Here is a 25594-nt window from a genome sequence, read left to right as displayed (position 1 = left end):
CTCTCTTATTTTTTATAAATGTCTAACTGATTTATTGATATAAAGATGGCTAAACATAAAATAAGGAAAAGTAAAACCTGTCTGAATTGCGGCTCGTTTGTACATAAGCATTATTGTCCCCATTGCGGTCAGGAAAACAGCGAAAGCCGTCAGTCTTTTCATCATTTGTTTACCCATTTTGTTTCCGATTTCCTACATTACGACAGTTCGTTCTGGCGCACTATCAAATATCTGTTTCTATATCCGGGCAGGCTTTCTATTGAGTTTATGAACGGAAAGCGCAAGGCATATGTGAATCCGTTCACGCTTTATATATTTATCAGTTTCCTTGCTTTTTTTATACCGTCTGTCCTACCCGATCCTGAGCCTAAAGGTGAACAAGTAATCATTAAGGCAGAAATAGATGAGGCCATGCGCAATAAAGACAGCTTGATCGCAGCAAATCCAAAAGATAAAATTACCGCATCAAAGCTGGATTCCACATACAGAGCACTCTCTCAGGAAGATCAGATCATTTCTCCTGACGGGCTTCCATACAAGATAGGTATGGCGGCAATTGAAAAATCCAATGATAAGCATATGAAGCAAAAGGCTGTAGAATATTTCATACACAATATCCCGAAAACCCTTTTTGTGTATATGCCTATTTTTGCTTTCCTGTTGTGGCTGCTCCACAATAAGAAGAAGCGGTATTATTTCGACAGCGGAGTCTTTACCTTACATTTCTTCTCAGTGGTTTTATTTTCTGTCACTATCTGCATAATACTGAGCAATATATGTAATTGGATTGGTATCGATAGCCTTAATAAATGGTTTTGGACAATAATGATATTATATATAACATTCTACTTCTTCAAGGCTTGCTACAAATTTTACGGGGAAAGCAGATTCTTATCAGGACTAATATCATTTGCCCTGATCATGATAAATACTCTCATGATCATATTAATTACAGCTCTTTATGCAACCCTGGTTTTCTATATGGTTTATGTGAGTAACTGATTACTTCATAAAGATTTCATAATCGGCAGAAGCCTTTTTTATAAGGTTTTGCAAAGATCTTTCCGGAGAAGAAAAGTAATCGGTATCTATTACCATTCCATCTTTGCCAACTGTTCTTTTCCACAGACCTATTACCCTGCCATTGTGAAAGACAGCCGGTCTGAAAATACCATTTTTGGTAATTACTTTTTTGTGATGTTCTACAGACAGTGCTTCTTTCCGGTCTCTGTAACTCACTAATAATTCATCGAATGCAGGAAGAAAGTGTACCATATCCTCCTTATGCTTATAGTCTAAAGATGTTTGGTGAAATATATATGTCTGGTTACCTATCGTCTGAAATACAAAATTAGGCTTTATAAGAGCCAGTGCTGTTCTTGCTTCTGTCCCTGTCAATCCCGACCACCAGATAAAATCCTGCTGAGTAGCCGGGCCATGGCTTTGGAAATATTTATAAGCCAGTCTGTATAAAGTTTCATTGAGATTATTCACCTCGGTTTTGGGCACTTTCCGTTCTAAAAGGTCATAAGTCTGAACCTTTTCCCTTAAGGTGCCGCTGCATATCAGACCATTCAGTTCTGCATGAAACATAATATGGCTCATCCGGCGGCTGCTCAGTACTATACGTGCTTCTTCCAGCGCTTTAGCCAGCTCAGGACGGGTTTGATTCGGCTCTTTTTCCAATGATTTACATATAATAGAATGAGCTTTTATCAACACATCGTCAGTAAGACCGAGCTCCCTATCGACCGATCGTGCTGCAAGTCTTACCCTTGGAGCGCTTAACTGGAGTATCCAGTGAATATCGTCCCGGGACACGAAATGCCATGTAGGCCGCAGGATATGTGTACGTATAATATCTCCATTGTTCACAGCCTCTTCTATCTGTTTATCGGTAGTGCCCGGTAAACGTACTCCGATACCCCATTTAGCCATGCTGAAATCCTGAGCCTGCATAGCGCCCATCCACGAAACTATTTCACGGGGAGTTTTGAATTTAGTATTCACCAGCTGCTGGTTGGCAAGCCTAAGTGTAGCGATATCTATTATATCCATAGTTTGTCTGTAAATTATTAAATAATGAGGAATTTATATAAGGTTGTAGGTTGTCCGCAATCTCTTGCTAGTACATATTTCTATTAATAGAAACTCTATTGAGCATCTAAAGGTACTAAAAATCCAATAGTATTAGGATTATTTAATCAAATATTTTTAACATTTTATTTTTACGGGAATACCCGATACCATCAGGTAAACTTCATCCGATTTATTAGCGATATACTGGTTCAGCCAGCCTTGCAGATCGGCAAATTTGCGCTGCAGCTCGTTTTGAGACATTTCGCCCATGCCTATTTCGTTGGTAACAAAAATGAATTGTGCATCTTGTCCGATAAGCTTGTCAAATTCTCTTTTCAGGGCATCCAAAGCAGCCTGTACGTCAGATTGCAAATCGAAAAAATAGTTTGTAGCCCATAAGGTAATACAATCGACCAGTACTATCTTGCCTGTATAATCATGTATACTTAATTCTTTTTCTTCCTCTATATTTATCCATTCTTCACCACGCTCGGCCTTATGCCGATCAATACGCCTACGATGCTCCTCATCCCATATCCGCGATGTAGCCAGATATACAGGATTGTCGGAAGCCGATAAAGCCAGTTTTTGGGCATAATTGCTTTTACCTGAGCGCTGACCTCCGGTTATAAGGATAATTCGCTTAGCCATTGTTATTTTTCTTTCTTTTATACAGGAAATCTTTCCATCGTTCTTCTATATTACCTGCCTTATACATCTCATAGCGTGCCATTGTAAAAAACAAATCGGACAACCTGTTGATAAACCGCATCACCGAAGCAGGCACTTCGTCCTGTTTATTCAATGCCCACAAGCGCCTTTCGGCACGGCGTGCTATTGTGCGGGATAATTGTAATTGCGAAGATACCAGCGTGCCTCCCGGCAAAATAAAAGATTCGCTCGGCCCCATTTCTTCTGTCATTTTATCCATTTGTTCTTCACAGAACTTATCCAGATTTTCGTCCAGTACATTTATGTTGGTCTCTCTGATATTGGAAGGTGTAGCCACCTGCGACATAACCGTCATTATTTCCGTTTGTATTTTGAACAGAAGCTGCTGCCATTCATGATTGGCAGGCAAATAAGCGCGTACAACACCGATAGATGCATTCAGTTCATCGATCGTGCCGTTTGCTTCGATACGGATATCGTCTTTATCGACACGCTGTCCGCCGAAAATTCCGGTTTTCCCTTTATCACCTCCTCTGGTATATATTCTCATAGCATTTTGAAATTTATATAGTAAACCGCTTCGATTATCATTACTAAAATAAGCATGAGTAATTCTGCCCGTATATTTATTGATACTGCAGTTCGCATATCTGCAGAAGTCAACTCTTTATCCTGATAGCCTATATAAGGTTTATCGACCACTTTCCCGAAATATACGTTAGGACCACCAAACCGGCAATTTAATATACCCGCAAGGGCAGCTTCCGGATATCCCGAATTTGGACTGGCATGTTGCCGTCCATATTTCTCAACGAATAAAAATAGAGAAAATTTGCCGCTTACAATAATCATCAATAATGAAGTTAAACGGGCGGGTATATAATTGGCGATATCGTCGATACGTGCAGCCCAGCAACCAAATTGCATGTACCGTTCATTTTTATACCCTATCATCGAGTCAAGGGTATTTATCATCTTATAGGCAAACATGCCGGGCACTCCCAGAATCATATACCAGAAAAGCGGAGCAATAACTCCGTCGCTTAGGTTTTCTGATAATGTTTCCAAGGCTGCAGCACGAATTTGCTGCGGGGAAAGATTTGAAGTATCACGACCGACAATACGAGAGACCTGTATCCTACCCTTTTCAACGGAAGAATCGACTGCAATAAATACGTTCTTCACTTCTTTTACCAACGTTTTCCCTGCAAGGCAATAGAATACTATGATTGCAGAAAAAGCTATAGAAAGATAGGGATTGAGCTGATTTAATCCTTTTATAATATAATAAATAGAAGCATAACTCAACGCAATAAGGATAACAGCAAGAAAAGCGCCTTTCAGCATTCTCTTCTTTCCTTTATTGAGCCTCTTTTCACCAAATGCTATTACCTTCCCCATACACACTACAGGATGTGGCAACCACGACGGGTCGCCAATGAGACGGTCGGCAAGCCACCCCAGTAGTAAAGGGAGTAAAATAAAGAGCAGATTTATATCCATCTATTTAATGCTTCTATCAATGTATTATTCTCTTCAACAGATTGGGTCGCAATACGGAAATATGATTCGTCCAGTCCGTAAAAATTAGATGCATCACGAATTAGAATACCATATTCTTCAATCAGATATGTTTTCAGTTCCGAGGCTTTCCTTCCTTCAAATTTACATAAAAAGAAATGAGTATCAGTCGGATATACTGTTATTCTTGATATTTTTTTTAACTCGTTTTGCAATCGTGCGGTTTCATTCAGATAGTTATCAATATCTATACTATTAACATTTTCCTTTATCAGATATTTGCCGGCATCGATAGCTAATCCGTTTACAGACCAAGGCATACGGTACTTCTTAATAGACCCTAATGTATCTTCATGGGTAGATATGTAACCTAAACGCAAACCGGGAATAGCATATCTTTTCGTCATCGAATGCAATAAAATTACATTATTGTATTGAATGGCTTCTTCTACAGTAAATAAATCTTTTTTTGTAAAATGCTCATAAGACTGGTCGATGATTATATTCTGTTGCGGATGCTTTTCTATATACTCTTTCAAAGTATTTTTATCCGTTACCTTCCCTGTAGGGTTATTTGGATTGCATAGCCATAATAAATCAGTATCATCGTTTATTTCGTTCAAAGAAGATACTAATTGTACCATATATTTGTTTATGGAACAGGCATCAGCATATTCACTAAATGTCGGTGATAATATTGCTGACTTTCTTCCGGCAAAAGCCTGAGCTATGAGATATATCGCTTCTGTAGCACCATTGGTTACAAGAATATTATCATTTTCAACATTATGCTTTTTGGCTAATAACTTTACTAATGAAGAAGCATCCGGTTCAGGATAGGAATGAATAGCATCGATATGCAGGCGCAAATAATCCTGTAATGCCGACATATCCTGCCGTCCGTATACATTGGAACTGAAATTGCTTATTATCTTCTTCCCGTCCACTGCGTACAAATCATCTCCGTGTCCCAATATCATACCACGCCTTCCTCCATTATTCTGTATACCAAATCCATATCTACATGCTTACGCACATGCTCTGCCAGTTTATTATATTGCTCTTCCTTAAAAGCCTTGAAATCGAATGTTTTTTCCGAAAGTTTATCTGCATAAGGTGCCAGCAGATAGTCTATAACGGCACTATTATCAAGTATACCGTGAATATAGGTACCGAAGCATTTTTCATTCAGAAAATAGCCGTCGGTTCTACCGTCTTTCAGATTGTTCAGAGGAGATGCTTTTGCATCTTCTACAGGAACAGTCGCACCCATATGTATCTCGTATCCTTCGCATATGCTATCTGTATCCAGAAATGAGAACTGCACCTGACGAGTAACTTTCTCTCCCTCCATCTGAGTAGTAATAGGCAGCAAACCCAGTCCCGGCAAGCGGTCTATATTGCTTTCAACGTGATTAAGGTCGCATACCTCCTGCCCCATTATCTGAAAACCTCCGCATATACCGACTACTGTAGCCCCGTTTTTATGAGCTTTTATAATACTTTGAGCCACGCCGTTTCTCCTGAGTTCATAGAGGTCGGAGAGCGTACTCTTGCTGCCGGGAATAAGCACAATGTCGGCTTTCTCGATTTCATCGGTATTATTCGTATAATAAAGATGTACCCGGGGATCACGTTCCAGTACATTGAAATCAGTAAAATTAGACAAATGACGTAACAGAACAACGGCTACATTCACCTTGCCATGTGTCGCCTGCAAATTCTTTGTCTGCAACATCACGGAATCTTCTTCCTCTATATAAATATCTTTGTAATAAGGAACAACTCCGATAACAGGTATTCCGCATAAATCTTCGATTATTTTCACACCTGATTCAAACAGCCGGATATCTCCCCTGAATTTATTTATCAGTATTCCTTTTACATATTTGCGTTCCTCTTCCGTGAGCAGCATCACCGAGCCGTATACAGAGGCAAAGACTCCTCCACGGTCAATATCGGCTACCAGTATCACATTTGCTTTCGCGTGCATTGCCATCGGCATATTTACAAGGTCGACTTCCCGCAAATTAATTTCAGATATACTCCCTGCACCTTCCATCACAATGGGATTATATCTTTCTTGCAAGCGGTCGAAAGCGCTATATACCTCCTGTCTTAACTCTTCCCGTCCTTCTTTCTTAAAGTATTCGTACGCATGCTGGTTACCAGTCGGCTTCCCGTTGAGCACTACCTGACAGACTTTATCTGTAGTAGGTTTTAGCAGCAAAGGATTCATATCGGTATGGCACGGTATACCTGCCGCTTCGGCCTGAACTGCCTGTGCACGCCCGATTTCCAAACCATCAGGTGTGGCATAGGAATTAAGCGCCATATTCTGAGCCTTGAAAGGTGCCGGATGATAGCCGTCCTGCAGAAATATACGGCAAAAAGCCGATGTAATGATACTTTTACCTACATCGCTGCCTGTTCCGGCAAACATCAGAGGGTGCAATTTCTTTGAAGTTTTCTCTTGTTGAGACATTTTATCGATTGTTTATAACCGCATTCCTGACCCCGGAAATATTCGGCAAATATTAATGTCCGGCAGGTTTCCTGACTTGCTCCTTTTCTAAGCGCCTTCCCGTTTCTTTACGAACAGTGGCAAGAGGAATGCTTAAAAAAATTAATGGAGACCACAGTAGCGGGCACTGTTCCGGATTCGCACCGGATTCCCTTTTCATGCAAAGAGACGATTGTCTGTTCGCATCACCAAAACATGTGCAAAGATAAAATATTTATCGGGCTAACAGGAAATGTATACAGGTAGATTATATGCAATTATTAAAAATCGTACCTTTGATAAATTCTTATCTTAATTTTTAGGTAAAAAATGATAACAATATGTGTTTCGGATGAAATAAAAAATGCTTGTTCGGCTTTTGCGGGAGCTGCCATATATGCCAAGGTAAAAAATACACCTCATAATGAAAAGTTATGGGAGCAAATAGATATTTCTATCAATGAATATAAGGCAAATCATCAACTTGAGGATATAAAGAAAAATCCTGTGATTGCTGCTACCCGGGCAGTTTATAAAAAACTGGGAAAAGACCCGAACCGCTATCGTCCTTCTGCGGAAGCATTATGCCGCCGTATAATCAGGGAGTTAGGTTTATATCAAATAGATACGCTGGTCGACCTTATCAATCTGGTTTCGATAAAGACGGGCTATTCGATAGGTGGATTCGATGCAGATAAGATAGAAGGCAATGTACTTACTTTAGGTGTCGGAAAAGAAAACGAGCCGTACGAAGCTATCGGGCGCGGCATGATGAATATAGACGGACTTCCGGTTTACCGTGATAATGTAGGTGGAATAGGTACTCCCACAAGTGATAACGAACGTACAAAAATAGAACTGAATACGACTGCTTTTTTCGCACTTTTCAATGGATATAATGGGAAAGAAGGGTTGGTAGATGCAGTGAACTATATGAAATCTTTACTTGTTGAATTTGCCGAAGCAGAAGAGATACAGGTCATTTACTATTAAAAGATTCTCCTATGAAAATACTAACAGGTACTCAGATAAAAGAAGCCGACCGATATACCATTGAAAATGAACCGATAAGTTCTGTCGATTTAATGGAGAGAGCATCGAATGCTATCGCGCAATGGATAAACAATAATATCGATAAACAGCAGCCTCTTTTCTTCATTATCGGTAAAGGGAATAACGGCGGCGACGGCTTAGCTGTTGCCCGTATACTTTATCATTCGGGATATAACTGTTCGGTGTATCTGCCTTTCGATAAAGAGCAGCTTTCGGAAGAAAGTTCTTATAATCTGAAACGATTGCCTAACGGAGTTAATAATAAAGAGTTAGATAATATCGGCACGGATACTATTATAATTGATTGCCTGATGGGTACGGGGGTAAAAGGAGAACTGAAAGAGCCTTTGGCTTCGGTTATAGATAAAATAAATTCATTAACAAATACAGTTATATCAATAGATTTACCATCCGGTATGATAAGCGAATTCGGCAATGCAAATCAAAAGATTGTCAAAGCTGATATTACGCTAACATTAGAATTTCCCAAATTGGCTATGCTACTTCCCGAAGCGGGTGAATATTGCGGGGAAATAAAAATATTACCTATCGGACTGGATAAAGAATTTATCAACAATGCAAAAACCAGATACAATTATATAACAGAGGAACTGATAGAAAACATAAAACTAAAACGGAGTAAATTTGGACATAAGGGTACATACGGACATGCCTTACTAATTTGCGGTTCGAAAGGAATGGCAGGGGCGGCAGTTCTCTCTACAGGTGCAGCTTTGCGGTCGGGCTGCGGGTTAGTTACGCTTCATATACCCGAAAGTGAAAGGTTTGCCGTTCAGGCAACCTACCCATCGGTTATTTTAAGCCTTGATAGTGGTTATCAGTTTTCGGAACTACCGCCAAACCTATCGGCATATACATCTATCGGCATAGGCCCGGGATTGGGGCAATCCACTGAAACGACAGAGGCTTTACGGCAGACATTAAATACAGTTTACAATCCCGTAGTTCTCGATGCTGATGCCCTGAATATAATTTCGGAACATTACAAACTCAGGCCAAAGATTCCGGCAGGTTCTATACTGACTCCACACCCGAAAGAATTGGAACGGCTTATCGGGAAATGGCAAAACGAAGAAGAAAAGTTGGATAATGTGAAAAGACTGGCCGCCAATCTCAAATCGATTATCGTAGTAAAAGGTGCGCATACCATGATATACATGCCTGACGGCCGTTGCTACTTCAATTCGACAGGAAACAGCGGAATGGCAAAAGGCGGCAGTGGCGATGTACTTACCGGATATATCACAGGATTACTGGCACGCGGCTATAAAAGTGAACATGCAGCTATCCTCGGGGTATATATGCACGGACTGGCAGGCGATAAGGCCGCTGCAAAATACGGGTTGGAGGGAATGAATAGCCGCGATCTGATAGATGATTTAGCTATCTGAATCAATATTTGAATTCATATTCGTAGCTGCTTTCATTTCCGCAGGCATCTTTAGCCGTGAAAATAAGCGTATGAATTTTTCCTTTTGTCAATCTTTTGGGGTCGAATTTATACGAATATACCGGAGATTTTACATCGTTTTCGAAGAGCACAAACTGCCCGTCTATCGTTCCTCTATAAGATGAAATGCCGCTTTTATTATCTGTCAGCCTTATCTTTATTTCACCCTGAGTAACCCATTTGGCAGGTAAGACAGGCGTAATGGTCGGAGCCTGCGTATCCGTGCTGACGGCATACGTACCGCCCAGTTCCCTGATACGAGCCGTTATAGCACCGTTATTATATTTTCCGCCTACCCACGAATCACGGTTACCGTTTATCCGTACAATACCGTATTGGGATTTATTTATCATAGAATCTTTGGTCAATTTTATTGTCATCTCGCAAGGCTTATCTAAAGGAACATATTTATCCGCTACTTTATAAGTTGCAGATTTATAATTGGCAGAAGGAGTACGTGCTACATTAAAGCAAAGGTCGGTATATAATGCGCCTTTAGGCAAGGAGATAGAGAACATATTGCCATTGTAATAGTTGTCTTCGTTCCAAGCCATCATCTGTTCGCAATTTTCCTGCTGCGGTATATCCTGCTTCTTCCCGTATATATTAAAGCTGTATGATGTTTTATTACCGTATAAATCTTCAAGTTCATATTTCAACTTATATTCCTTTTCTTCGTTGATATCGATATATCCATTATCAACAGCCTGATAAATCTGAAGCGTATTTCCCGGTTCGATAAACGATTTCATATAGAATATTTTCTTTCTGTACCAATAATCGAAATCGGTCATACTGTTTATCATCCTTGTTTTGTCGAAATCGACAGAAGAAACATCGGATGAGAATATTTCTTTCCCGTCGCATGACAGCCGTACAATTTTGACCCCGTATATATTGTTCGTTCCCGTCATACGGTCATTTGCATATACACCTGCACCAATTTTACCCCAAACGTGAATCGAATCAGGCTTAACTTTTGCCCCTTTCTTTTTAGGCTGTACCGCACCGATTATTTTACGGTAAGGTTCATTACTATTATTTACGACACCTTTTCCTGTGACAGGATATACCGCTATACCTTTTACTACCGGAGAAGTATTATCATTAATTCTGTCTTTATAGTATTCGAGGGCATCGAGTGCCACCTGATCTTCGGTATTCCTTATTTCGAAATGAACATGAGGACCTCCGGAAGATCCTGTATTACCGCTGTAAGCAACCAGATCGCCCGCTTTTACCGGAAGTTCTGTCGCCTCTAAGGATAAATCGATTCTGTAAGTTTCCTGCTCATATTGCTTTTCTTTTACATACTCCACTATTTTGGGTGCGAACTTTTCCATATGCCCGTAAACACTTGTCTGCCCTGTGGGATGTGCTATATATAAGGCTAAGCCGTATCCCGAGGGAGAAACAGAAATACGCGATACATAGCCGTCACCAATAGAGTATACAGGTTTATTAATAACGCCCTGCGTCTTGAGGTCGATTCCCGAATGGAAATGGTTGGGGCGGAGTTCGCCGAAATTGGCACTTAGAATAAGAGGTATATCGAGCGGAGATCTGTAAGTGACCTGAGCAATCGAATTTATCGAATATATAAGGAAGAGAAGCGAAATGATCTTTTTCATCTGTCTGCATTAATTGTAGAATTCCATGCAAAAGTAGATGATTTAGACGAGTATTCAATAACTTATCTATCATGATTTATTAAACAATCTTAATTCAAATCTTAAGATTATTCTTTTTATATTTCCATGAAAAGAACAGAATTAATGAAAGCAATGTACATATTCCCCCTCCTATATAGCCTACCGTATTAGAAAACTGAAAACCTTCGGGAGCAATTAAAATATAGGTGGAAACAACCATTGTCATAAACATGGCAGGCAGTAAAGTTATCCAGAAACACTTCTTCTCACCTACCAGATATACCGTTATCACCCATAGTGTTGCTGTTGCCAGCATCTGGTTCGCCCATGCAAAATAGCGCCACAACACATCGAAGTTGACCTGTAGTAATATAAATCCGACAATAAACAACGGAATAGAAATATATAATCTGTTTTTCAGTGGTTTCTGGTCGAATTTAATAAAATCGGCAACAATCAGGCGCGCCGAGCGGAATGCCGTATCTCCCGATGTAATGGGAGCCGCAATTACGCCTAGAATAGCAAGAAATCCTCCTACTTTGCCAAGCCAAGATTCTGTGATTTTATCCACTACTACAGCAGCATTGTTGCCGTTTTCAGCAAGGAATAATTGCAAGCCCCCAACCGATCCGAAAAAACTCATAGCCGCAGCAGCCCATATCAAGGCGACAAGACCTTCGGCAACCATTGCACCGTAAAATACACGCCGCCCCAGCTTCTCATTTTTAAGGCAGCGAGCCATTAAAGGCGATTGAGTCGCATGGAAGCCCGATATGGCACCGCAGGCAATCGATATAAACATCATGGGAAATATCGGATATTTATCCGGCGAAGGATGCATATTTACCAGATTAGCGGGAATGATTTCAGGCACCGGAGCGCAGTAATAAATAATCGATCCGGCAATACCGACAGCCATAAAAAGAAGTGCAAAACCGAATACCGGATATATTTTACCAATAATTTTATCTATAGGTAATAAAGTAGCCAATACATAATAAATGAAAACGACTATCGCCCAAAAGGTAAAATCGAGATATTCGGGCGTAAGCTTAGCCAGTAATCCGGCAGGCCCTGCAATAAAAACCGCACCTACCAAAACCATAAGAAACAAGGTAAATATCCTCATAAATTGCTTAAAGGCCGTGCCCATATATTTTCCGGCGAGTTCGGGCAAACTGATACCATTATTGCGCAGCGACATCATTCCCGAAAAATAATCGTGTACCGCTCCTCCGAAAATCGTACCGAAGACTATCCACAGAAAGGCGGACGGTCCATATACGGCACCCATTATAGCTCCGAATATCGGCCCCAGACCTGCAATATTAAGAAACTGAATCAGGAATATTTTACTCCAGCCCATAGGTACATAATCAACGCCGTCCTGCAAGGTATAGGCAGGTGTCTGCCTGTTCTTATCGGCACCGAATATACGCTCCATTAACGAACCGTAGATGAAATATCCGCCAACCAGAATTACTATCGCTATAAGAAATGTTATCATATTATAAGTGTGTGCGTTTTGACTATTTACCGTCGTATATAAGATTTTTGAGCATAAATATACAAAAAATGCGATTTAACGGACAAAACTATTGATTTCTTATCTCTTTTATGTTTCGTCTACAAAATGACGAAGTTCATCTACCTGAAAGCCTGTTTGGTATATTATTTAAAATCATATATGCCGCTAAAATTAATTTTGTTACAGTTCTAAAATAAAAGCTTTTAAGCAAATGCTAGAGGGTAACTTCTTATCTGTAAATAAAAATAAAGTATTAAATTCGAAGCTTATTAACGTATGCGGTATATGTTCGAAAACACAAAGAAAACTTTCTTATATAAACTACTGGCAAGCCCCCGGTTAAGGCTCTTAAGACATATGTTGCTTCTTGTTGCTTTGGGAGCCGTTTCATCTCAGCAAATATTTGTAAATTATGAGGCCAAGGCTGATGATGTAGGTAACTGGATATACCTGATTGCATTCATTGCCTTCCTAACCTATCTGGCAGTAACTTATACAAATATCTATAAACTGGTACCCACACTCTTATTAAAAAAACGATATCTGAAGTATGCAATCTTCTTTTCGCTGTCTGTTTTGATGATAGTGCTCGTACAGATCGTAATGGAATATGTCGCTTTTTCTTTGCTGGGGACAGGACACCGTCGCGAACATTACTTAAATCTGCCTGTGATTATCGATAGTTTTTCTACTTTTATGCTCACTCTGATATGCATATCCGGCTCCTCGATAACCGTATTACTACGATACTGGATGATGGAAAGCGAAAGGGTGAACGAACTGGAAAAAATACATATACAATCGGAAGTGGAACAACTTAAAGACCAGATTAATCCGACCTTCCTTTTCAATATACTCAGCAGTACATCTGCATTAGTCAAAGTCAAGCCGGAAAAGGCTTCGGATATGTTATACAGGCTAAGCCAGCTGCTAAGATATCAGCTATACGATTGCAGCAGGGATAAAGTTCTGTTGAGTTCGGAAATAAAATTCCTGAATAATTATCTTGCTCTTCAAAAGCTGTATTCCGATAACTTTTCTTTCTCTGTTTCTGCAAATGTCGAAAATATGAATCAAATATTTGTTTCACCGTTGCTATTCATTCCTTTTATTCAAAACATTGTAAATAAGACAGAAAAGGATGAGGTTTCTTTTATCCAAATACATTTCGAAACAAATAAAAATATTCTAATTTTTACATGCAGTAGCTCCCTAAAAGAATTGAATGAAGAGGGAATATCGCGTATCAAACACAGGCTTGACCTACTGTACAAAGATAATTACACTTTGTCTGCGCGAGAAAATAAAATTGAACTGAAATTAAATTTATAAAGCATAATGCTTGAAAAAAAAGATATAGTTCCCGAGTTCCTGTTAAATCCAAAATATAGAATCTACAGGCACTTATTATTGCAATTTATCATTTTTGCAATTACAATGAGTATATTTTTCATCAAGCCCGATGAAATGATTATAACCTCAGACAGGGTTTATGGCTGGGCCGGTCAGTTTCTGTCTTTCAATCTGGTTATTTACTTTAATATGTACGTGCTTGTACCCCGTTTGCTTCTGAAAAACAAGCTGCTTATTTATCTCATAGCAGCGTTGCTTTTGGTATGGGTCACAATCGCAGAAATTGTTATCTTACAAAATTATTTCTGGGGATCGGATGACGGAAACCAGATAGAGAATCCCAATTCATCGGCATTACTGGGTATAATTTCATCGACAATAACTATCGGGCTGATGCTCGCCGGAACCACAACAGTCCTGCTATTTAAACACTGGATGAACAACAGCCGCAGAATAAGCATGTTGGAATCGGCCACACTGGAATCGGAACTGAAATTCCTGAAAAGCCAGATAAATCCGCACTTTCTTTTCAATATGCTGAACAATGCCAACATAATGGTAAAAGAAGACCCCGAAATATCATCGCAGATATTGGTAAAACTCGAAGATATGCTCAGGTACCAGATAAACGACAGCATACAGGATAAGGTACTGCTGAGCGCCGATATACATTTCCTGACAAAGTTTCTCGATCTGGAGAAAACCCGTCGTGATAAGTTCGACTTTAGTATTAAACAAAAAGAAGATATGGATAATTTAGAAATTCCACCGCTATTGTTTATTCCCTTTGTAGAAAACGCAGTAAAGCATAACTCCGACAGCGAAAACACTTCTTACGTCCACATCTGTTTTTTAGTAAAAGATAAACAGCTTATCTTCGAGTGTGAAAATTCAAAGCCTAAAAAACCCTCTCAAAGAAAAGTCGGTGGATTGGGACTGGCTAATATAAGGCGACGACTCGACCTTTTATATGGAAATAATTATTCACTGGAAATAAAGGATGCCGAAACGACTTATACCGTCAGCCTTCAACTTACTCTATAAGACTAAAATAATGAATAACAACTAAATAAGAACTTATGAAATGCATAATAGTAGACGATGAACCTATTGCCCGCAAAGGGATGAAAAATCTGGTAGACCAGATTCCCGAACTGGAACTACTCGACAGTTTCAACAGCGCCGAAGCGGCCTCCATGTATATGCTCAACCACCCTGTAGAACTTATCTTCCTCGATATACAGATGCCGGGGATCACAGGGATCGAATTTGCTAAAAATATAAGCAAGGATACATTGGTTATTTTCACGACGGCATATTCGGAGTATGCGCTCGACAGCTACGAAGTGGAAGCAATAGACTATCTGGTGAAACCGATAGAAGCCGACAGGTTCAGAAAAGCAGTTGACAAAGCGATAGCCTATCACAGCCTGTTATTGTCTGAAGAAAAGAAAAGCGTAGAAAATGTTGAAGATGACTATATCTTTGTAAAATCAGACAGGAAATACTTCAAGGTAAACCTTAAAGATATCCTCTTTATCGAGGGGCTAAAAGATTATGTTATCATCCAATTGGACGGGCAACGAATAATCACCAAACTGAACCTGAAAACCATACACGACATGCTGCCTAAAAGCGCTTTTCTGAGGGTAAACAGGTCATATATAGTTAATAAGAATCAGATAGAATCGTTCGACAATAACGACATTTTCATTAAAAACTTTGAGATTGCTATAGGGAACATGTACAGGGATTCGTTTTTCGAGGATTTCATGTCAAAAAAATCCTGAGTATATAGCTGTATGAAAAATTTTAGTTTTTTGACGAAAACAAACACAATTGAAAATCAACGGCATAATAAATACGGACGAAGATTTTTCAAAAAAACATATTCAAAAGTTTGCATGTAATCAAAAATCAATTACCTTTGCATCCGCATTCGAGAGGAGAAACGAACTGATAATACAGAAAAGACTCCACAGGATGGCCCATTCGTCTATCGGTTAGGACGCAAGATTTTCATTCTTGAAAGAGGGGTTCGACTCCCCTATGGGCTACAAATAAAAAGAAATAAAATACTCTTAAAAAAGGATTAGTCAACATGGCAAATCACAAATCAGCAGAAAAAAGAATCAGACAAGCAGAAGTAAGACGCTTGAGAAACAGATATTCAGCAAGAACTACCCGTAATGCAGTTAGAAAGTTCCGTACCCTGACTAGCAAGGAAGAAGCAGAAAAGCTATACCCTTCGGTATGTTCTATGCTCGACAGATTAGCTAAAAAGAACGTTATCCACAAAAATAAAGCGGGTAATTTAAAATCAAAATTAGCTGCTCACGTTAAATCGTTAGCATAACGTTACTAATATAAAACTGTTACTATATAAAGAGAAGGTTGAACTTAAAAAAGTTTGACCTTTTTCTTTTATATATACTGCAATAAAAAGCAAATATCGGATGATTTATTAAAACTTATTCCTATCTTTGCACCCGCTAATTACAATTATGTATAATTAAAAATTAACTAAAGAAAGAAAAATGGCTACAAAGATCCGTTTACAAAGACGAGGACGCAAGGGTTACCCTTTCTACCACATCGTCATTGCAGATAGCAGAGCTCCACGTGATGGAAAATTTATTGAAAAGGTGGGTTCTTACAACCCGAATACAAATCCTGCTACAATAACTATAAATTTCGATAGGGCTTTGTACTGGTTGCAAGTTGGTGCTCAACCTACCGACACTACACGCAACATACTTTCTGAACAAGGAGTTTTATTGAAGAAACACCTTCTTGGTGGTGTTGCTAAAGGTGCGTTTTCAGTAGACGATGCAGAAAAGAAATTTGAAGCATGGAAAGCTGAAAAGGAAAAAGGCACTCAGGCTGCTATCAACAAAAATGAAACTCAGGCGAAAGCTGAGGCAAAAGCACGTTTAGATGCTGAAAAAGCAGCAAACAAGGCTAAAGCTGATGCTGTAGCACAAAAGAAAGCTGAAGCGAATGCTGCACAAGCTGAAGCTGAGGCAGAAGCTGCTCCTGCAGTAGAAGAAAGCGTGGAAACTCCGGCTGCTGAGGAAACTCCGGCTCCTGTAGTTGAAGAAGCTGCTGAAACACCTGCACCAGCTGCAGAGGCTCCGGCTGCTGAAACTGACGCTCCTGCTGAAGAAGAAAAAAGTGCTGAATAAGATTTAAAATTGATATACAGCATAAAAAAATAGCTTCGAAATTTTGAAGCTATTTTTTTATCTTGTTTTATCCACCCACATCAGGTCGCTCATTATACCGTCTGAGATGAAAATACCTTTACGTGTTAGCTTGAGTATATTATTATCGTTAGTAACGAATCCGTCATCAATGTATTTCCTGACATTCTTCAAACAATAATTCTTTTTATCAGTTCCATATCTTTTCTCTAATTCCGTGAGATCGACTCCCCACATGGTACGCATACCTGTCAGTATAAAATCATTGTAGCGGGTATTATCGTCAAGAAATTCTGTTTCTAAATCAAGACTACCCTGCCCTATTCCTTTTATATACTTGGATATAGAAGCTATATTCCAAGCCCTGTTCCGGCCGTCATATGAATGAGCGGCAGGCCCAAGGCCGAGATATTTCTCTCCCAACCAATATGAACTGTTATGCTTTGAATAAAGTCCGTCCTTAGCAAAATTGGAAATTTCGTAATGTTCGAAACCGGCTTCACCGAGTTTATCTATCATCACTGAAAACATTTCCACACTCAGGTCTTCATCCACAGGTTTTACTTCCCCTGTCTTAAAAAGCTTATATAAACGTGTGCCCTCTTCGTAGATGAGATGATAAGAAGAAATATGCTGTATACCGAGTGCAATAGCCTGCTCAAGATTCTTATTCCATATTTCCATTGTCTGGTTCGGCAACCCGTACATGAGGTCGATACTGATATTATTATAACCTGCCGACTGGCACCGTTTTACCGCTTCGATAGCTTTAGCGGCAGAATGTCTGCGCTTAAGAAATCTCAATTCGTTATCATCGAAGCTTTGGATACCTATACTCAGGCGGTTAAAAGGCAATTGTTTCAATGTTTCGATATATACAGAATCAAGATCATCAGGGTTAGCCTCTAATGTTATTTCTGCATTCGAGGCTATTTCAAAGTTATCTGCTATAGCAGCAAATATCTGACGGAAATTATCATATGATAATTGTGAAGGCGTCCCTCCTCCAAAATAGATAGTTTTTATAATTTCACCGGAAAGATAATCTTTGCGGAGTTCTATTTCAAGACATATTGCAAATACATAATCGTCTTTAGGCGACATATCGGTGCGGGTATAGAAATTGCAATAGATACACCGCGTTTTGCAGAATGGGACGTGTATATATATGCCTGCCATTTATTTAGTTGATAATAGATAGTCAATAGTGGACAATGAATAAGAGCTGTCAACTTATTCTTTGTACATTTTATCTATGATGTCTTTATATTTCTCTGCCACGAATTTACGTCTGATCTTTAGTGTATTTGTCAACTCCCCTCCATCCATTGTGAAAGGTTCGGGCAGAAGCCAGTATCTCTTTATCTTTTCGTAAGGGGCAAAGTTCGCTTGTAGCAATTCAATGCGACCGTCGAGCATACGCAGGATATCTACATTGGAAAGCAGGTCTTCAGTTTTAGTATAATGTATATTGTGCGTTTCGGCATATTCTTCCAATGCTTTGTAGTCTGGTACGATTAAAGCACTCACAAATTTACGCTCATCTGCAATAACGGCAATCATATCGATAAACTTATCTTCAGACACCTTGGTTTCTATAGCCTGCGGAGCTATATATTTTCCGTTAGCCGTCTTAAATAAGTCCTTTATACGTTCTGTCATGAACAGAGTATTTCCTTCAAGTCGTCCGGAGTCTCCGGTACGGAAGTATCCGTCTTCGGTAAATACTTTGGCTGTTTCTTCGGGCTTATTATAATACTCGCGCATCACAGTCTTACCTTTTACCAGTATTTCATTATTTTCAGGGTCTATCTTTACATCCACTTCCGGCATTACCGTTCCGATGGAGCCGATCACAAAATCCCTCTCCGGATAAAAACTCACGGTAGCAGAAGTTTCTGTTAATCCATATCCAACAATAATAGGAATATTCACCGATTGCAGAAATTCATTGATAGAGTCCGATAACGGCGCTCCCGCACATGGAAAAACATTCCCGTTCTGGATACCGACTACCATCTTCAAAATACGGAATACGGTATTATTATAAAGAAAGAATTTTACCCGCGTACCGAATGGCGCGCGTATATTATTATTTTTATAATCGAGATTATATCTTTTCCCTGTTTTTATAGCATTGGTATACAGCCATTTCATAAATCCTTTCGAATCGGATATCTTCTCATTTACACCTGCATATACTTTCTCCCAGAAACGGGGTACACTACACATAATAGTAGGTCGAACCTGCTGTATAGACTTCTGTATCTCCTTTGCATCCTGATTGATCGCTATCGTCATCCCTTTATGGATAGCATAGCATGTCCATGCCCGTTCGAAGATATGTGCAAGCGGCAGGAAGTTCATCGATACATCTTTATTCGATGTCATGGTCAGGCGTATGTCATGTATACGGAATACCTGCAGGAAGCATGAATGCGGAAGAACAACGCCTTTGGGCTCACCCGTCGTGCCCGAAGTGTATATGATACAGGCGATATCATTTTCCTGTCTCGACTTCATACGTACACGCACGATAACTTCTGTATTCGAATTTTCTCCCGAAGCGATGAAATCATCGAAATATATTGAAGTTTTATCTTCGGGATGGAATTTTACTTTATTATCGAATACTATAATTCTTTTCAGCGGTGATGAAGCCTTTTGCTGCACCTTAAATGCATTATTATACTGGAATTGTTCGCCAGCAAAAAGCAGTTCCACATTCGCATCATTGATAATATATTCTACTTGCGTAGGCGAAGAAGTTGCATAAATAGGTACCGATACGCAACGGTTGGCATAGGATGCGAAATCGGCAAAGAGATATTGCGGCATATTCTGCGAATAAACAGCTACTTTGTCACCCTCGTTTACACCTATCTCGGCCATAGCCCAGGCTACTTTCATTACATTTTCCGAAAATTTCTTCCACGAAATATTTTTCCATTTCTTTTCGTCCTGATTGCGGTACTTTAAAGCTGTTCTTTTTCCATACCTAAGTGCCTGGCGATGTACCAGAATAGATAAGTGATAATAGTTCATGGGACTTCTCTTTGATTCGTTTAATATATACAAAGGTAATTTTAAATATGGAAATTATGTAATGTAATTGTATTTTTTATAGTTGCATAAACACCTATTGGCGTGGTAATTATCTAAGTAAATAACAGTATAATAATTATATATGCAAAAACAGGGCGATATGCATTTTCATATCACTGAAAAACTATAACGGATAAACTGTAACTGATAAGTAATTTTAGTACTTTTGTAGCCAAATATATACCTATGGCTGGAAGTGGAATGAAGAGTTTGGCAAAAGATACTGCAATCTACGGATTGAGCAGTATCCTAGGTCGATTCCTTAACTATTGTCTTGTTCCGCTACATGTATATATCTTTACAAACCCTGCCGAATACGGGAAAGTCGGCTATATACAGGGATTTACCGCTTTAGCATTTGTATTGCTGACATACGGAATGGAAACGGGCTTCTTCCGTTTCATGAACAAACAGGATGAGAATCCGTCGAAAGTATATTCCACATCGCTGATTTCGTTAGGAACGACTTCATTATTATTTATCCTATTGTGCTTCAGTTTCATCAGTCCGATTGCCGATCTGATGAATTACGACCACAAGGAACATATCATGATGATGGTAATAGTGGTTGCCCTGGATGCTTTTATGGCAATACCGTTTGCCTATCTGCGGTATCAGAAACGTCCGCTGCGGTTTGCAACATTGAAACTGTCATATATATTTTTCAATATATTTTTCAATCTGTTTTTCCTTGTTATTTGTCCGTTGGTATACAAAAACTATCCCGATTTTGTATTAAGCAAATATTATCACCCGGGCATAGGTATAGGATATATCTTCCTTGCTAACTTAATATCGACATTAGCCGTTCTTATTTTACTGATCCCGAATACAATGAAGGGATTGAAATTCCGGTTCGATAACGCACTCCTGAGAAGGATATTAAGATACTCATTTCCGCTATTGATACTTGGTATTGCCGGAGTTATCAATCAGACAGTTGCACAACTCACCTACCCTTTTCTGTTCGAAGATAAGACACAGGCTTTCCACGAACTGGGCGTATATACAGCTTGTATTAAAATCACTGTTATAATTACCGTATTTACACAGGCTTTCAGATATGCATACGAACCGTTTTTCTTTAGTAAGAATAAAGAGAGCGGCAGTACAAAGACTTATGCCGATGCAATGAAGTTTTTCATCATCTTTTCATTGCTGGTATTTCTAGGGGTAATGTTTTACCTCGATATACTGAAATATATTGTCAGCGGGAACTATACCGAAGGGATTATCGTTGTTCCTATAGCGATGATGGGCGAAATATTCTTCGGTATCTATTTCAATCTTTCCGTATGGTATAAGCTGACTGACAAAACCAAATACGGGGCATACTTTTCTATCTTAGGGTGCGTGATACAGGTGGCTATGAATATAATCCTTGTGCCGATATACGGATATATAGCCAGTGCATGGGCTACATTTGTCTGCAACCTGATTATTATGGCGATTTCGTATTTTATAGGACAGAAGTACTTCCCTATCAAATACGACCTGAAGAATATATTCCTTTATTTTGCTCTGGCAGTAATATTCTATGCTGCAGCCATGTATCCACAGATAGACAATGAAGTGCTGCGTCTGGCATACCGTACGCTATACCTGATTGCCTTTGCTGCAATCATCATAAAGAAAGACCTGCCGCTGAGCGAAATCCCCATTATCAACAAATACTTTAAAAAGAAGAAATAACAAATTATATTTATAAATAACACTTGAACAAATGAGAAAAATATTTCTGTTTTCAGTCCTCTTTCTCGCGGCTCTTCTGGTAAAAGCCGACGAAGGGATGTGGCTGCTCAAAGAACTGAACAGGCAGAGTCTTGCCCGTATGAAAGAACTTGGTTTTTCCTTTTCTACCGACAGTATTTACAGTGAAACAAACCCTTCGCTAAAAGATGCCGTAGTTATTTTCGGCGGCGGATGCACAGGCGTTGCAGTATCAAACCAAGGTTTGATTTTCACCAATCATCATTGCGGATATGGAAACATCCAGAAATTAAGTTCTGTAGAACATGATTACCTGAAAGACGGTTTCGTAAGCCATAACTTTGCGCAGGAGTTACCTGCAGAGGGCCTAATGGTTGCTTTCCTTCAAAAAACGGAAGATATTACCGATTTCATCCTATCGGGCGTATCTGCTGACGACACGGAAGATGTACGCGACCAGAAAGTGGATTCTATGACGAGCGTATATCTGGAAAAGTATAAAGGAAATGATTTTATACGGGCACAGGTAGTGCCTTTCTATGCTCACAATAAATATTATGCCGTTATCTACGATGTATTCCGCGATGTAAGACTGGCTTTTGCTCCGCCGTCATCTGTAGGTAAATTCGGAGGTGAAACCGACAACTGGATGTGGCCGCGCCATACCGGTGACTTCTCGGTATTCCGCGTATACGCTGATAAGAGCAATCAGGCTGCATACTACAGCCCTGATAATGTGCCTTATACTCCCAAATATTCCGTACCTGTATCTATTCAGGGCTTTAAGGATAAAGATTATGCAATGACAATCGGCTATCCGGGAAGCACAGAGCGCTATATGTCTTCATGGGGAATAAATCAAATGGTGGAATCTACTCACAAGCCCCGCATAGAAGTACGTGGTGCAAAACAGGATATATGGAGAGAAGCAATGAATGCCAGCGATGCTGTCCGTATTAAATATGCATCGAAATATGCAGGCAGTTCGAACTACTGGAAAAACGCAATGGGTATGAATGAAGCTATTGCAAAGTTGAAGGTCATACAAGGTAAGGAACAGCTTGAAAATAAATTCTCGCAATGGGTTGCTTCATCCAATAATTCTGCGAAATACGGCGATGTACTGGCAATGCTTAAGGATGGTTATACCTCTACAATGGACGTTGTCAAATTGCAGACATATTTCTTCGAAACATTCTACAATGGTATCGAAGTTACACGCTTTGCTAATACTGCACTCTTCGTTTCCAAAATGGATAAAAGCGAACGGGAAGAAGAACTGAAAGGAAGAATGACGAATGCTTATAAAGATTATGAGCCTTCATTAGACCGCAAAGTGATGCCTGTATTATTAAAACTATATGCAGAAAGAGTGTCTGCTGCCTATCGCCCTGCGGTTTATGAAACTATAAATAATAAATTTAAAGGAGATTACGATAAATATGCCGAATGGTTCTATAAGAATACGAAATTCACAACCCTAGACGGTATGATAAAACTTATCGTAAACGGTAGTGAAAAAGATATAGCGAAAGATCCTGCAATGGAATATGCCAGATCACTGGAGCCAATACTAAAGCTTCTGCAAAAAGAATCCGCTCCTTACCTGTCGCAAATAGACAAAGGAGAACGCTTATTCATGGCTGGATTAATGGAAATGGAGCCTAACAAAACATTCTCTCCGGATGCAAACTTCACCCAACGCCTCAGCTACGGCTCTATCGGAGGATACAATCCGGCCGATGCCGTTACTTACGATTATTATACAACATCGAAAGGTGTATTGGAGAAAGAAAAACCGGGTGATCCCGAATTTAATGTACAGGAATATATTCTCGACGACCTGCGTAAAGCCGATTTCGGACAATATGCCGATGCTGACGGAACAATGCATGTCAACTTCTTATCGAACAACGATATTACAGGAGGTAACTCGGGTAGTCCTGTGTTCGACGGAAAAGCGCAGTTGATAGGATTAGCTTTCGACGGAAACTGGGAGGCTCTGAGCGGCGATATCGTATTCAATCCGGAAGTACAGCGTACAATCAGTGTGGATATCCGTTACGTACTTTACATTATCGACAAGGTGATGAAATGCCCGCGATTGATTGAAGAACTGAAAGTGGTAAAATAATTACAGAGTAAATTATACAGAAAAGGCTGCCGATAAAAAATTGGCAGCCTTTTTATTTTCAGATGTTTTTACTTGATTTTATCAATAAGTTCTTTATTCATGCGGTGCAGTTCATCGATTTTTTTCTCAAGCGACTCTACCTTTTCTACCAGTTCATCGTTATTGTCCGATACCATTTCGTCTACAATCAGCGAAGTGAAGAACGACATCCCCAGCATACCGCCCAAAAAGACAAACAAAGAGAAGAACAGACGTATCAACACCGAATATGTATAAGGAATATCTTCCGCCATAAAATCGGGAATTTCATACCAACCCTCGATAGTCAGCATGCGGAAAACGGTATAAGCCGATTCGAAAGGATTGCCGAAAAGCGTCGGATAGGCATCTTTGAACATATAGGTAAGTATAGTGCTGATAATGATCATCATTACCAGTGCTCCCACAATAAGGCTAAGTGAAGCCTTTACAGCCCGTCCCAAATCTCTGATCAAGCGGGAGAAATTAGGTATGAATTTGCCGAATCTTATAAACTTAAATATCCTGAAAACCCTTAGCAATAATATATAGTTATAATCGGCCGGGTCGTGCTCGCTGAACAGGAAGAACAGCGGCAGGGATGCTACAAGTATTATTACCAGATCGAATACATTCATCCTGCTCTTAAAGAAATCCTTCTTGTAAACATATATTTTATAGAATATCTCTACAAGGAACAGGATTGTTATCGCGTGGTCGAGGATGCGTAAAAGTCCATCTATCGGCGTATTGAATGTCAATAGTATGGTGACTATGGCATTGAGTAATATAAAGGCACCGATAAAACGGTTATTGAGTAGTATTTTCAGCATGTGTTTATATTGTAATATGGGAATTTATCTGCGTGTGAGGTCGGTAATCATCAGCGGATTTGTTTCCCTTATTTCTTCCAGTATTTTCTTTACTTCTTCGAAAGCCGACTCCGATGCTTTTATGCGCTCCATTTCATTTGATGTAAGCCCTACCATTTGCAGGAAAGCCACTTCACCGTACGGAGTTTGTATCTTTCCCAGTTCTGGGTCGAGTGTAAACGCCACACCTACGATATCAATTTCTATTTTACCTCCTATACGGATAGGACCGTTAGCGGGTATAACATGATTTTCTTCAAACCAGCGCTCACTTTTTATTACATAACGTGCCAGATTATTCATCAGGTTAACTACCCATGTCGGGTCGTCCGCATCATCTTGGAAAGGCTTTAGGCGAAAAGTAAATTCAAAGCCCCATTTACTGAATTCGCCTCCTACGACTTCTTCGTTATAATAAAGCTCCGACATGCCGTAACTTATAAGATGACGATGAAATTCCTGCTTTTCAGAATCGAATATGCTTACGCCGTCCAGCGGGTCTTCCCCTCCGAGCATATAATGGAGTTGCGGGGCATAATGACGTGGTTCTACATTGCCGTATATCTTTTCTATAGCCTTGTCTATCTCCCACCATCCAACGGGATTTTCTTCTTCGTATAGTTCCTTGTATTCTTTTAGTGTCATGCAGTAGTTAATCGGTTCAAGGTTTAAAGATATAAAAAATCAGAAATAAATTTCGGAGAATGTTCCCATAACTAC

At 39.6% G+C, this 25594-nt stretch carries 22 protein-coding genes, 1 tRNA gene and 1 riboswitch; of the genes, 11 read left to right on the top strand and 12 right to left on the bottom strand.

The genetic code is table 11. The features are described 5' to 3' along the window. Nucleotides 1–45: 45 nt before the first annotated feature. Nucleotides 46–1002, top strand: coding sequence for a DUF3667 domain-containing protein (locus K348_RS0108840; protein WP_029904609.1), 957 nt, complete (start codon nt 46–48; stop codon nt 1000–1002). Here the strand turns inward: K348_RS0108840 and K348_RS0108835 are convergent, their stop codons facing one another. From K348_RS0108835 to K348_RS0108810, 6 genes are all read right to left on the bottom strand, one after another. Then, nucleotides 1003–2058, bottom strand: a complete 1056-nt coding sequence (locus K348_RS0108835; protein WP_029904608.1) for a winged helix DNA-binding domain-containing protein — start codon at nt 2056–2058, stop codon at nt 1003–1005. It lies immediately after the preceding gene. Between the two features lie 156 nt (nt 2059–2214). Beyond that, nucleotides 2215–2730, bottom strand: a complete 516-nt coding sequence (gene cobU, locus K348_RS0108830) for a bifunctional adenosylcobinamide kinase/adenosylcobinamide-phosphate guanylyltransferase (protein ID WP_029904607.1) — start codon at nt 2728–2730, stop codon at nt 2215–2217. Beyond that, a complete protein-coding gene (locus K348_RS0108825; protein WP_029904606.1) occupies nt 2723–3301 on the bottom strand; it encodes a cob(I)yrinic acid a,c-diamide adenosyltransferase in 579 nt (192 codons plus the stop codon). Before K348_RS0108825 ends, cobU begins: the two co-directional genes overlap by 8 nt. Further along, on the bottom strand, nt 3298–4248 hold the full coding sequence (gene cbiB, locus K348_RS0108820; protein WP_369793888.1) for an adenosylcobinamide-phosphate synthase CbiB: 951 nt from the start codon (nt 4246–4248) through the stop codon (nt 3298–3300). The genes K348_RS0108825 and cbiB overlap by 4 nt, the downstream gene beginning before the upstream one ends. Further along, nucleotides 4245–5252 (bottom strand): threonine-phosphate decarboxylase, encoded by a 1008-nt coding sequence (locus K348_RS0108815; RefSeq protein ID WP_029904604.1) that lies wholly within the window; start codon nt 5250–5252, stop codon nt 4245–4247. The genes cbiB and K348_RS0108815 overlap by 4 nt, the downstream gene beginning before the upstream one ends. Continuing rightward, nucleotides 5249–6757 carry a cobyric acid synthase gene (locus K348_RS0108810; RefSeq protein WP_029904603.1) on the bottom strand — a complete coding sequence of 503 codons (1509 nt, stop codon included), beginning with the start codon at nt 6755–6757 and terminating at the stop codon, nt 5249–5251. Before K348_RS0108810 ends, K348_RS0108815 begins: the two co-directional genes overlap by 4 nt. A 43-nt stretch (nt 6758–6800) precedes the next feature. Further along, nucleotides 6801–7004: riboswitch (cobalamin riboswitch) on the bottom strand. A 101-nt stretch (nt 7005–7105) separates the two neighbouring features. On the opposite strand from K348_RS0108810, the gene K348_RS0108805 reads away from it, so the two are divergent. Together K348_RS0108805 and K348_RS0108800 are read left to right on the top strand one after the other, a co-directional pair. Then, nucleotides 7106–7768: a B3/4 domain-containing protein gene (locus K348_RS0108805; protein WP_029904602.1), complete on the top strand. Its 663-nt coding sequence runs from the start codon at nt 7106–7108 to the stop codon at nt 7766–7768. Nucleotides 7769–7779: 11 nt separating this feature from the next. Then, complete coding sequence (locus tag K348_RS0108800; protein ID WP_029904601.1) at nt 7780–9240, top strand: bifunctional ADP-dependent NAD(P)H-hydrate dehydratase/NAD(P)H-hydrate epimerase; 1461 nt, start codon at nt 7780–7782, stop codon at nt 9238–9240. A gap of 1 nt (nt 9241) precedes the next feature. Here the strand turns inward: K348_RS0108800 and K348_RS0108795 are convergent, their stop codons facing one another. Both K348_RS0108795 and K348_RS0108790 read right to left on the bottom strand, forming a co-directional pair. Beyond that, the gene (locus K348_RS0108795) at nt 9242–10930 is read right to left on the bottom strand and encodes a M23 family metallopeptidase (protein WP_029904600.1); all 1689 of its coding nucleotides are present in this window, start codon (nt 10928–10930) and stop codon (nt 9242–9244) included. Nucleotides 10931–11024: 94 nt separating this feature from the next. Beyond that, entirely contained in the window at nt 11025–12458 is a 1434-nt protein-coding gene (locus K348_RS0108790; protein WP_029904599.1) for a carbon starvation protein A, read from the bottom strand. Nucleotides 12459–12836: 378 nt separating this feature from the next. On the opposite strand from K348_RS0108790, the gene K348_RS0108785 reads away from it, so the two are divergent. From K348_RS0108785 to K348_RS0108760, 6 genes are all read left to right on the top strand, one after another. Further along, complete coding sequence (locus K348_RS0108785; RefSeq protein WP_197027640.1) at nt 12837–13811, top strand: sensor histidine kinase; 975 nt, start codon at nt 12837–12839, stop codon at nt 13809–13811. A gap of 105 nt (nt 13812–13916) precedes the next feature. Beyond that, complete coding sequence (locus tag K348_RS0108780) at nt 13917–14876, top strand: sensor histidine kinase (protein ID WP_231496758.1); 960 nt, start codon at nt 13917–13919, stop codon at nt 14874–14876. Between the two features lie 35 nt (nt 14877–14911). Then, nucleotides 14912–15622 carry a LytTR family DNA-binding domain-containing protein gene (locus tag K348_RS0108775; protein WP_029904596.1) on the top strand — a complete coding sequence of 237 codons (711 nt, stop codon included), beginning with the start codon at nt 14912–14914 and terminating at the stop codon, nt 15620–15622. Nucleotides 15623–15817: 195 nt separating this feature from the next. Continuing rightward, nucleotides 15818–15889: transfer RNA gene (locus K348_RS0108770), tRNA-Glu, on the top strand. A gap of 44 nt (nt 15890–15933) precedes the next feature. Continuing rightward, nucleotides 15934–16188 (top strand): 30S ribosomal protein S20, encoded by a 255-nt coding sequence (rpsT, locus tag K348_RS0108765; protein ID WP_029904595.1) that lies wholly within the window; start codon nt 15934–15936, stop codon nt 16186–16188. 181 nt (nt 16189–16369) lie between these two features. After that, complete coding sequence (locus tag K348_RS0108760) at nt 16370–17017, top strand: 30S ribosomal protein S16 (protein WP_029904594.1); 648 nt, start codon at nt 16370–16372, stop codon at nt 17015–17017. Between the two features lie 57 nt (nt 17018–17074). On the opposite strand, the gene hemW is transcribed toward K348_RS0108760, so the two are convergent. Together hemW and K348_RS0108750 are read right to left on the bottom strand one after the other, a co-directional pair. Next, entirely contained in the window at nt 17075–18214 is a 1140-nt protein-coding gene (gene hemW, locus K348_RS0108755; protein WP_029904593.1) for a radical SAM family heme chaperone HemW, read from the bottom strand. 54 nt (nt 18215–18268) lie between these two features. Beyond that, complete coding sequence (locus K348_RS0108750; protein WP_029904592.1) at nt 18269–20080, bottom strand: long-chain fatty acid--CoA ligase; 1812 nt, start codon at nt 20078–20080, stop codon at nt 18269–18271. Nucleotides 20081–20326: 246 nt separating this feature from the next. On the opposite strand from K348_RS0108750, the gene K348_RS0108745 reads away from it, so the two are divergent. Both K348_RS0108745 and K348_RS0108740 read left to right on the top strand, forming a co-directional pair. Then, nucleotides 20327–21832, top strand: a complete 1506-nt coding sequence (locus tag K348_RS0108745) for an oligosaccharide flippase family protein (RefSeq protein ID WP_029904591.1) — start codon at nt 20327–20329, stop codon at nt 21830–21832. Between the two features lie 31 nt (nt 21833–21863). Further along, nucleotides 21864–23984: a S46 family peptidase gene (locus K348_RS0108740; RefSeq protein ID WP_029904590.1), complete on the top strand. Its 2121-nt coding sequence runs from the start codon at nt 21864–21866 to the stop codon at nt 23982–23984. Between the two features lie 68 nt (nt 23985–24052). Here the strand turns inward: K348_RS0108740 and K348_RS0108735 are convergent, their stop codons facing one another. Continuing rightward, nucleotides 24053–24835 (bottom strand): ion transporter, encoded by a 783-nt coding sequence (locus tag K348_RS0108735; RefSeq protein WP_029904589.1) that lies wholly within the window; start codon nt 24833–24835, stop codon nt 24053–24055. Between the two features lie 24 nt (nt 24836–24859). After that, a complete protein-coding gene (locus tag K348_RS0108730) occupies nt 24860–25519 on the bottom strand; it encodes a suppressor of fused domain protein (protein ID WP_029904588.1) in 660 nt (219 codons plus the stop codon). Nucleotides 25520–25594: the final 75 nt, after the last annotated feature.

This window comes from Prevotella sp. 10(H), assembly GCF_000711235.1.
Lineage (GTDB): Bacteria > Bacteroidota > Bacteroidia > Bacteroidales > Dysgonomonadaceae > Dysgonomonas.
Note: the sequence above shows the minus strand (reverse complement) of the source record. Positions and strands in the feature narration are given on the sequence as shown.

Excerpts from the sequence above, each read along its gene's own strand:
- K348_RS0108840 (WP_029904609.1), top strand. The coding sequence starts at position 46 with ATGGCTAAACATAAAATAAGGAAAAGTAAAACCTGTCTGAATTGCGGC.
- K348_RS0108835 (WP_029904608.1), bottom strand. The coding sequence starts at position 2,058 with ATGGATATAATAGATATCGCTACACTTAGGCTTGCCAACCAGCAGCTG.
- cobU (WP_029904607.1), bottom strand. The coding sequence starts at position 2,730 with ATGGCTAAGCGAATTATCCTTATAACCGGAGGTCAGCGCTCAGGTAAA.
- K348_RS0108825 (WP_029904606.1), bottom strand. The coding sequence starts at position 3,301 with ATGAGAATATATACCAGAGGAGGTGATAAAGGGAAAACCGGAATTTTC.
- K348_RS0108815 (WP_029904604.1), bottom strand. The coding sequence starts at position 5,252 with ATGATATTGGGACACGGAGATGATTTGTACGCAGTGGACGGGAAGAAG.
- K348_RS0108810 (WP_029904603.1), bottom strand. The coding sequence starts at position 6,757 with ATGTCTCAACAAGAGAAAACTTCAAAGAAATTGCACCCTCTGATGTTT.
- K348_RS0108805 (WP_029904602.1), top strand. The coding sequence starts at position 7,106 with ATGATAACAATATGTGTTTCGGATGAAATAAAAAATGCTTGTTCGGCT.
- K348_RS0108800 (WP_029904601.1), top strand. The coding sequence starts at position 7,780 with ATGAAAATACTAACAGGTACTCAGATAAAAGAAGCCGACCGATATACC.
- K348_RS0108795 (WP_029904600.1), bottom strand. The coding sequence starts at position 10,930 with ATGAAAAAGATCATTTCGCTTCTCTTCCTTATATATTCGATAAATTCG.
- K348_RS0108790 (WP_029904599.1), bottom strand. The coding sequence starts at position 12,458 with ATGATAACATTTCTTATAGCGATAGTAATTCTGGTTGGCGGATATTTC.
- K348_RS0108785 (WP_197027640.1), top strand. The coding sequence starts at position 12,837 with ATGTTGCTTCTTGTTGCTTTGGGAGCCGTTTCATCTCAGCAAATATTT.
- K348_RS0108780 (WP_231496758.1), top strand. The coding sequence starts at position 13,917 with ATGAGTATATTTTTCATCAAGCCCGATGAAATGATTATAACCTCAGAC.
- K348_RS0108775 (WP_029904596.1), top strand. The coding sequence starts at position 14,912 with ATGAAATGCATAATAGTAGACGATGAACCTATTGCCCGCAAAGGGATG.
- rpsT (WP_029904595.1), top strand. The coding sequence starts at position 15,934 with ATGGCAAATCACAAATCAGCAGAAAAAAGAATCAGACAAGCAGAAGTA.
- K348_RS0108760 (WP_029904594.1), top strand. The coding sequence starts at position 16,370 with ATGGCTACAAAGATCCGTTTACAAAGACGAGGACGCAAGGGTTACCCT.
- hemW (WP_029904593.1), bottom strand. The coding sequence starts at position 18,214 with ATGGCAGGCATATATATACACGTCCCATTCTGCAAAACGCGGTGTATC.
- K348_RS0108750 (WP_029904592.1), bottom strand. The coding sequence starts at position 20,080 with ATGAACTATTATCACTTATCTATTCTGGTACATCGCCAGGCACTTAGG.
- K348_RS0108745 (WP_029904591.1), top strand. The coding sequence starts at position 20,327 with ATGGCTGGAAGTGGAATGAAGAGTTTGGCAAAAGATACTGCAATCTAC.
- K348_RS0108740 (WP_029904590.1), top strand. The coding sequence starts at position 21,864 with ATGAGAAAAATATTTCTGTTTTCAGTCCTCTTTCTCGCGGCTCTTCTG.
- K348_RS0108735 (WP_029904589.1), bottom strand. The coding sequence starts at position 24,835 with ATGCTGAAAATACTACTCAATAACCGTTTTATCGGTGCCTTTATATTA.
- K348_RS0108730 (WP_029904588.1), bottom strand. The coding sequence starts at position 25,519 with ATGACACTAAAAGAATACAAGGAACTATACGAAGAAGAAAATCCCGTT.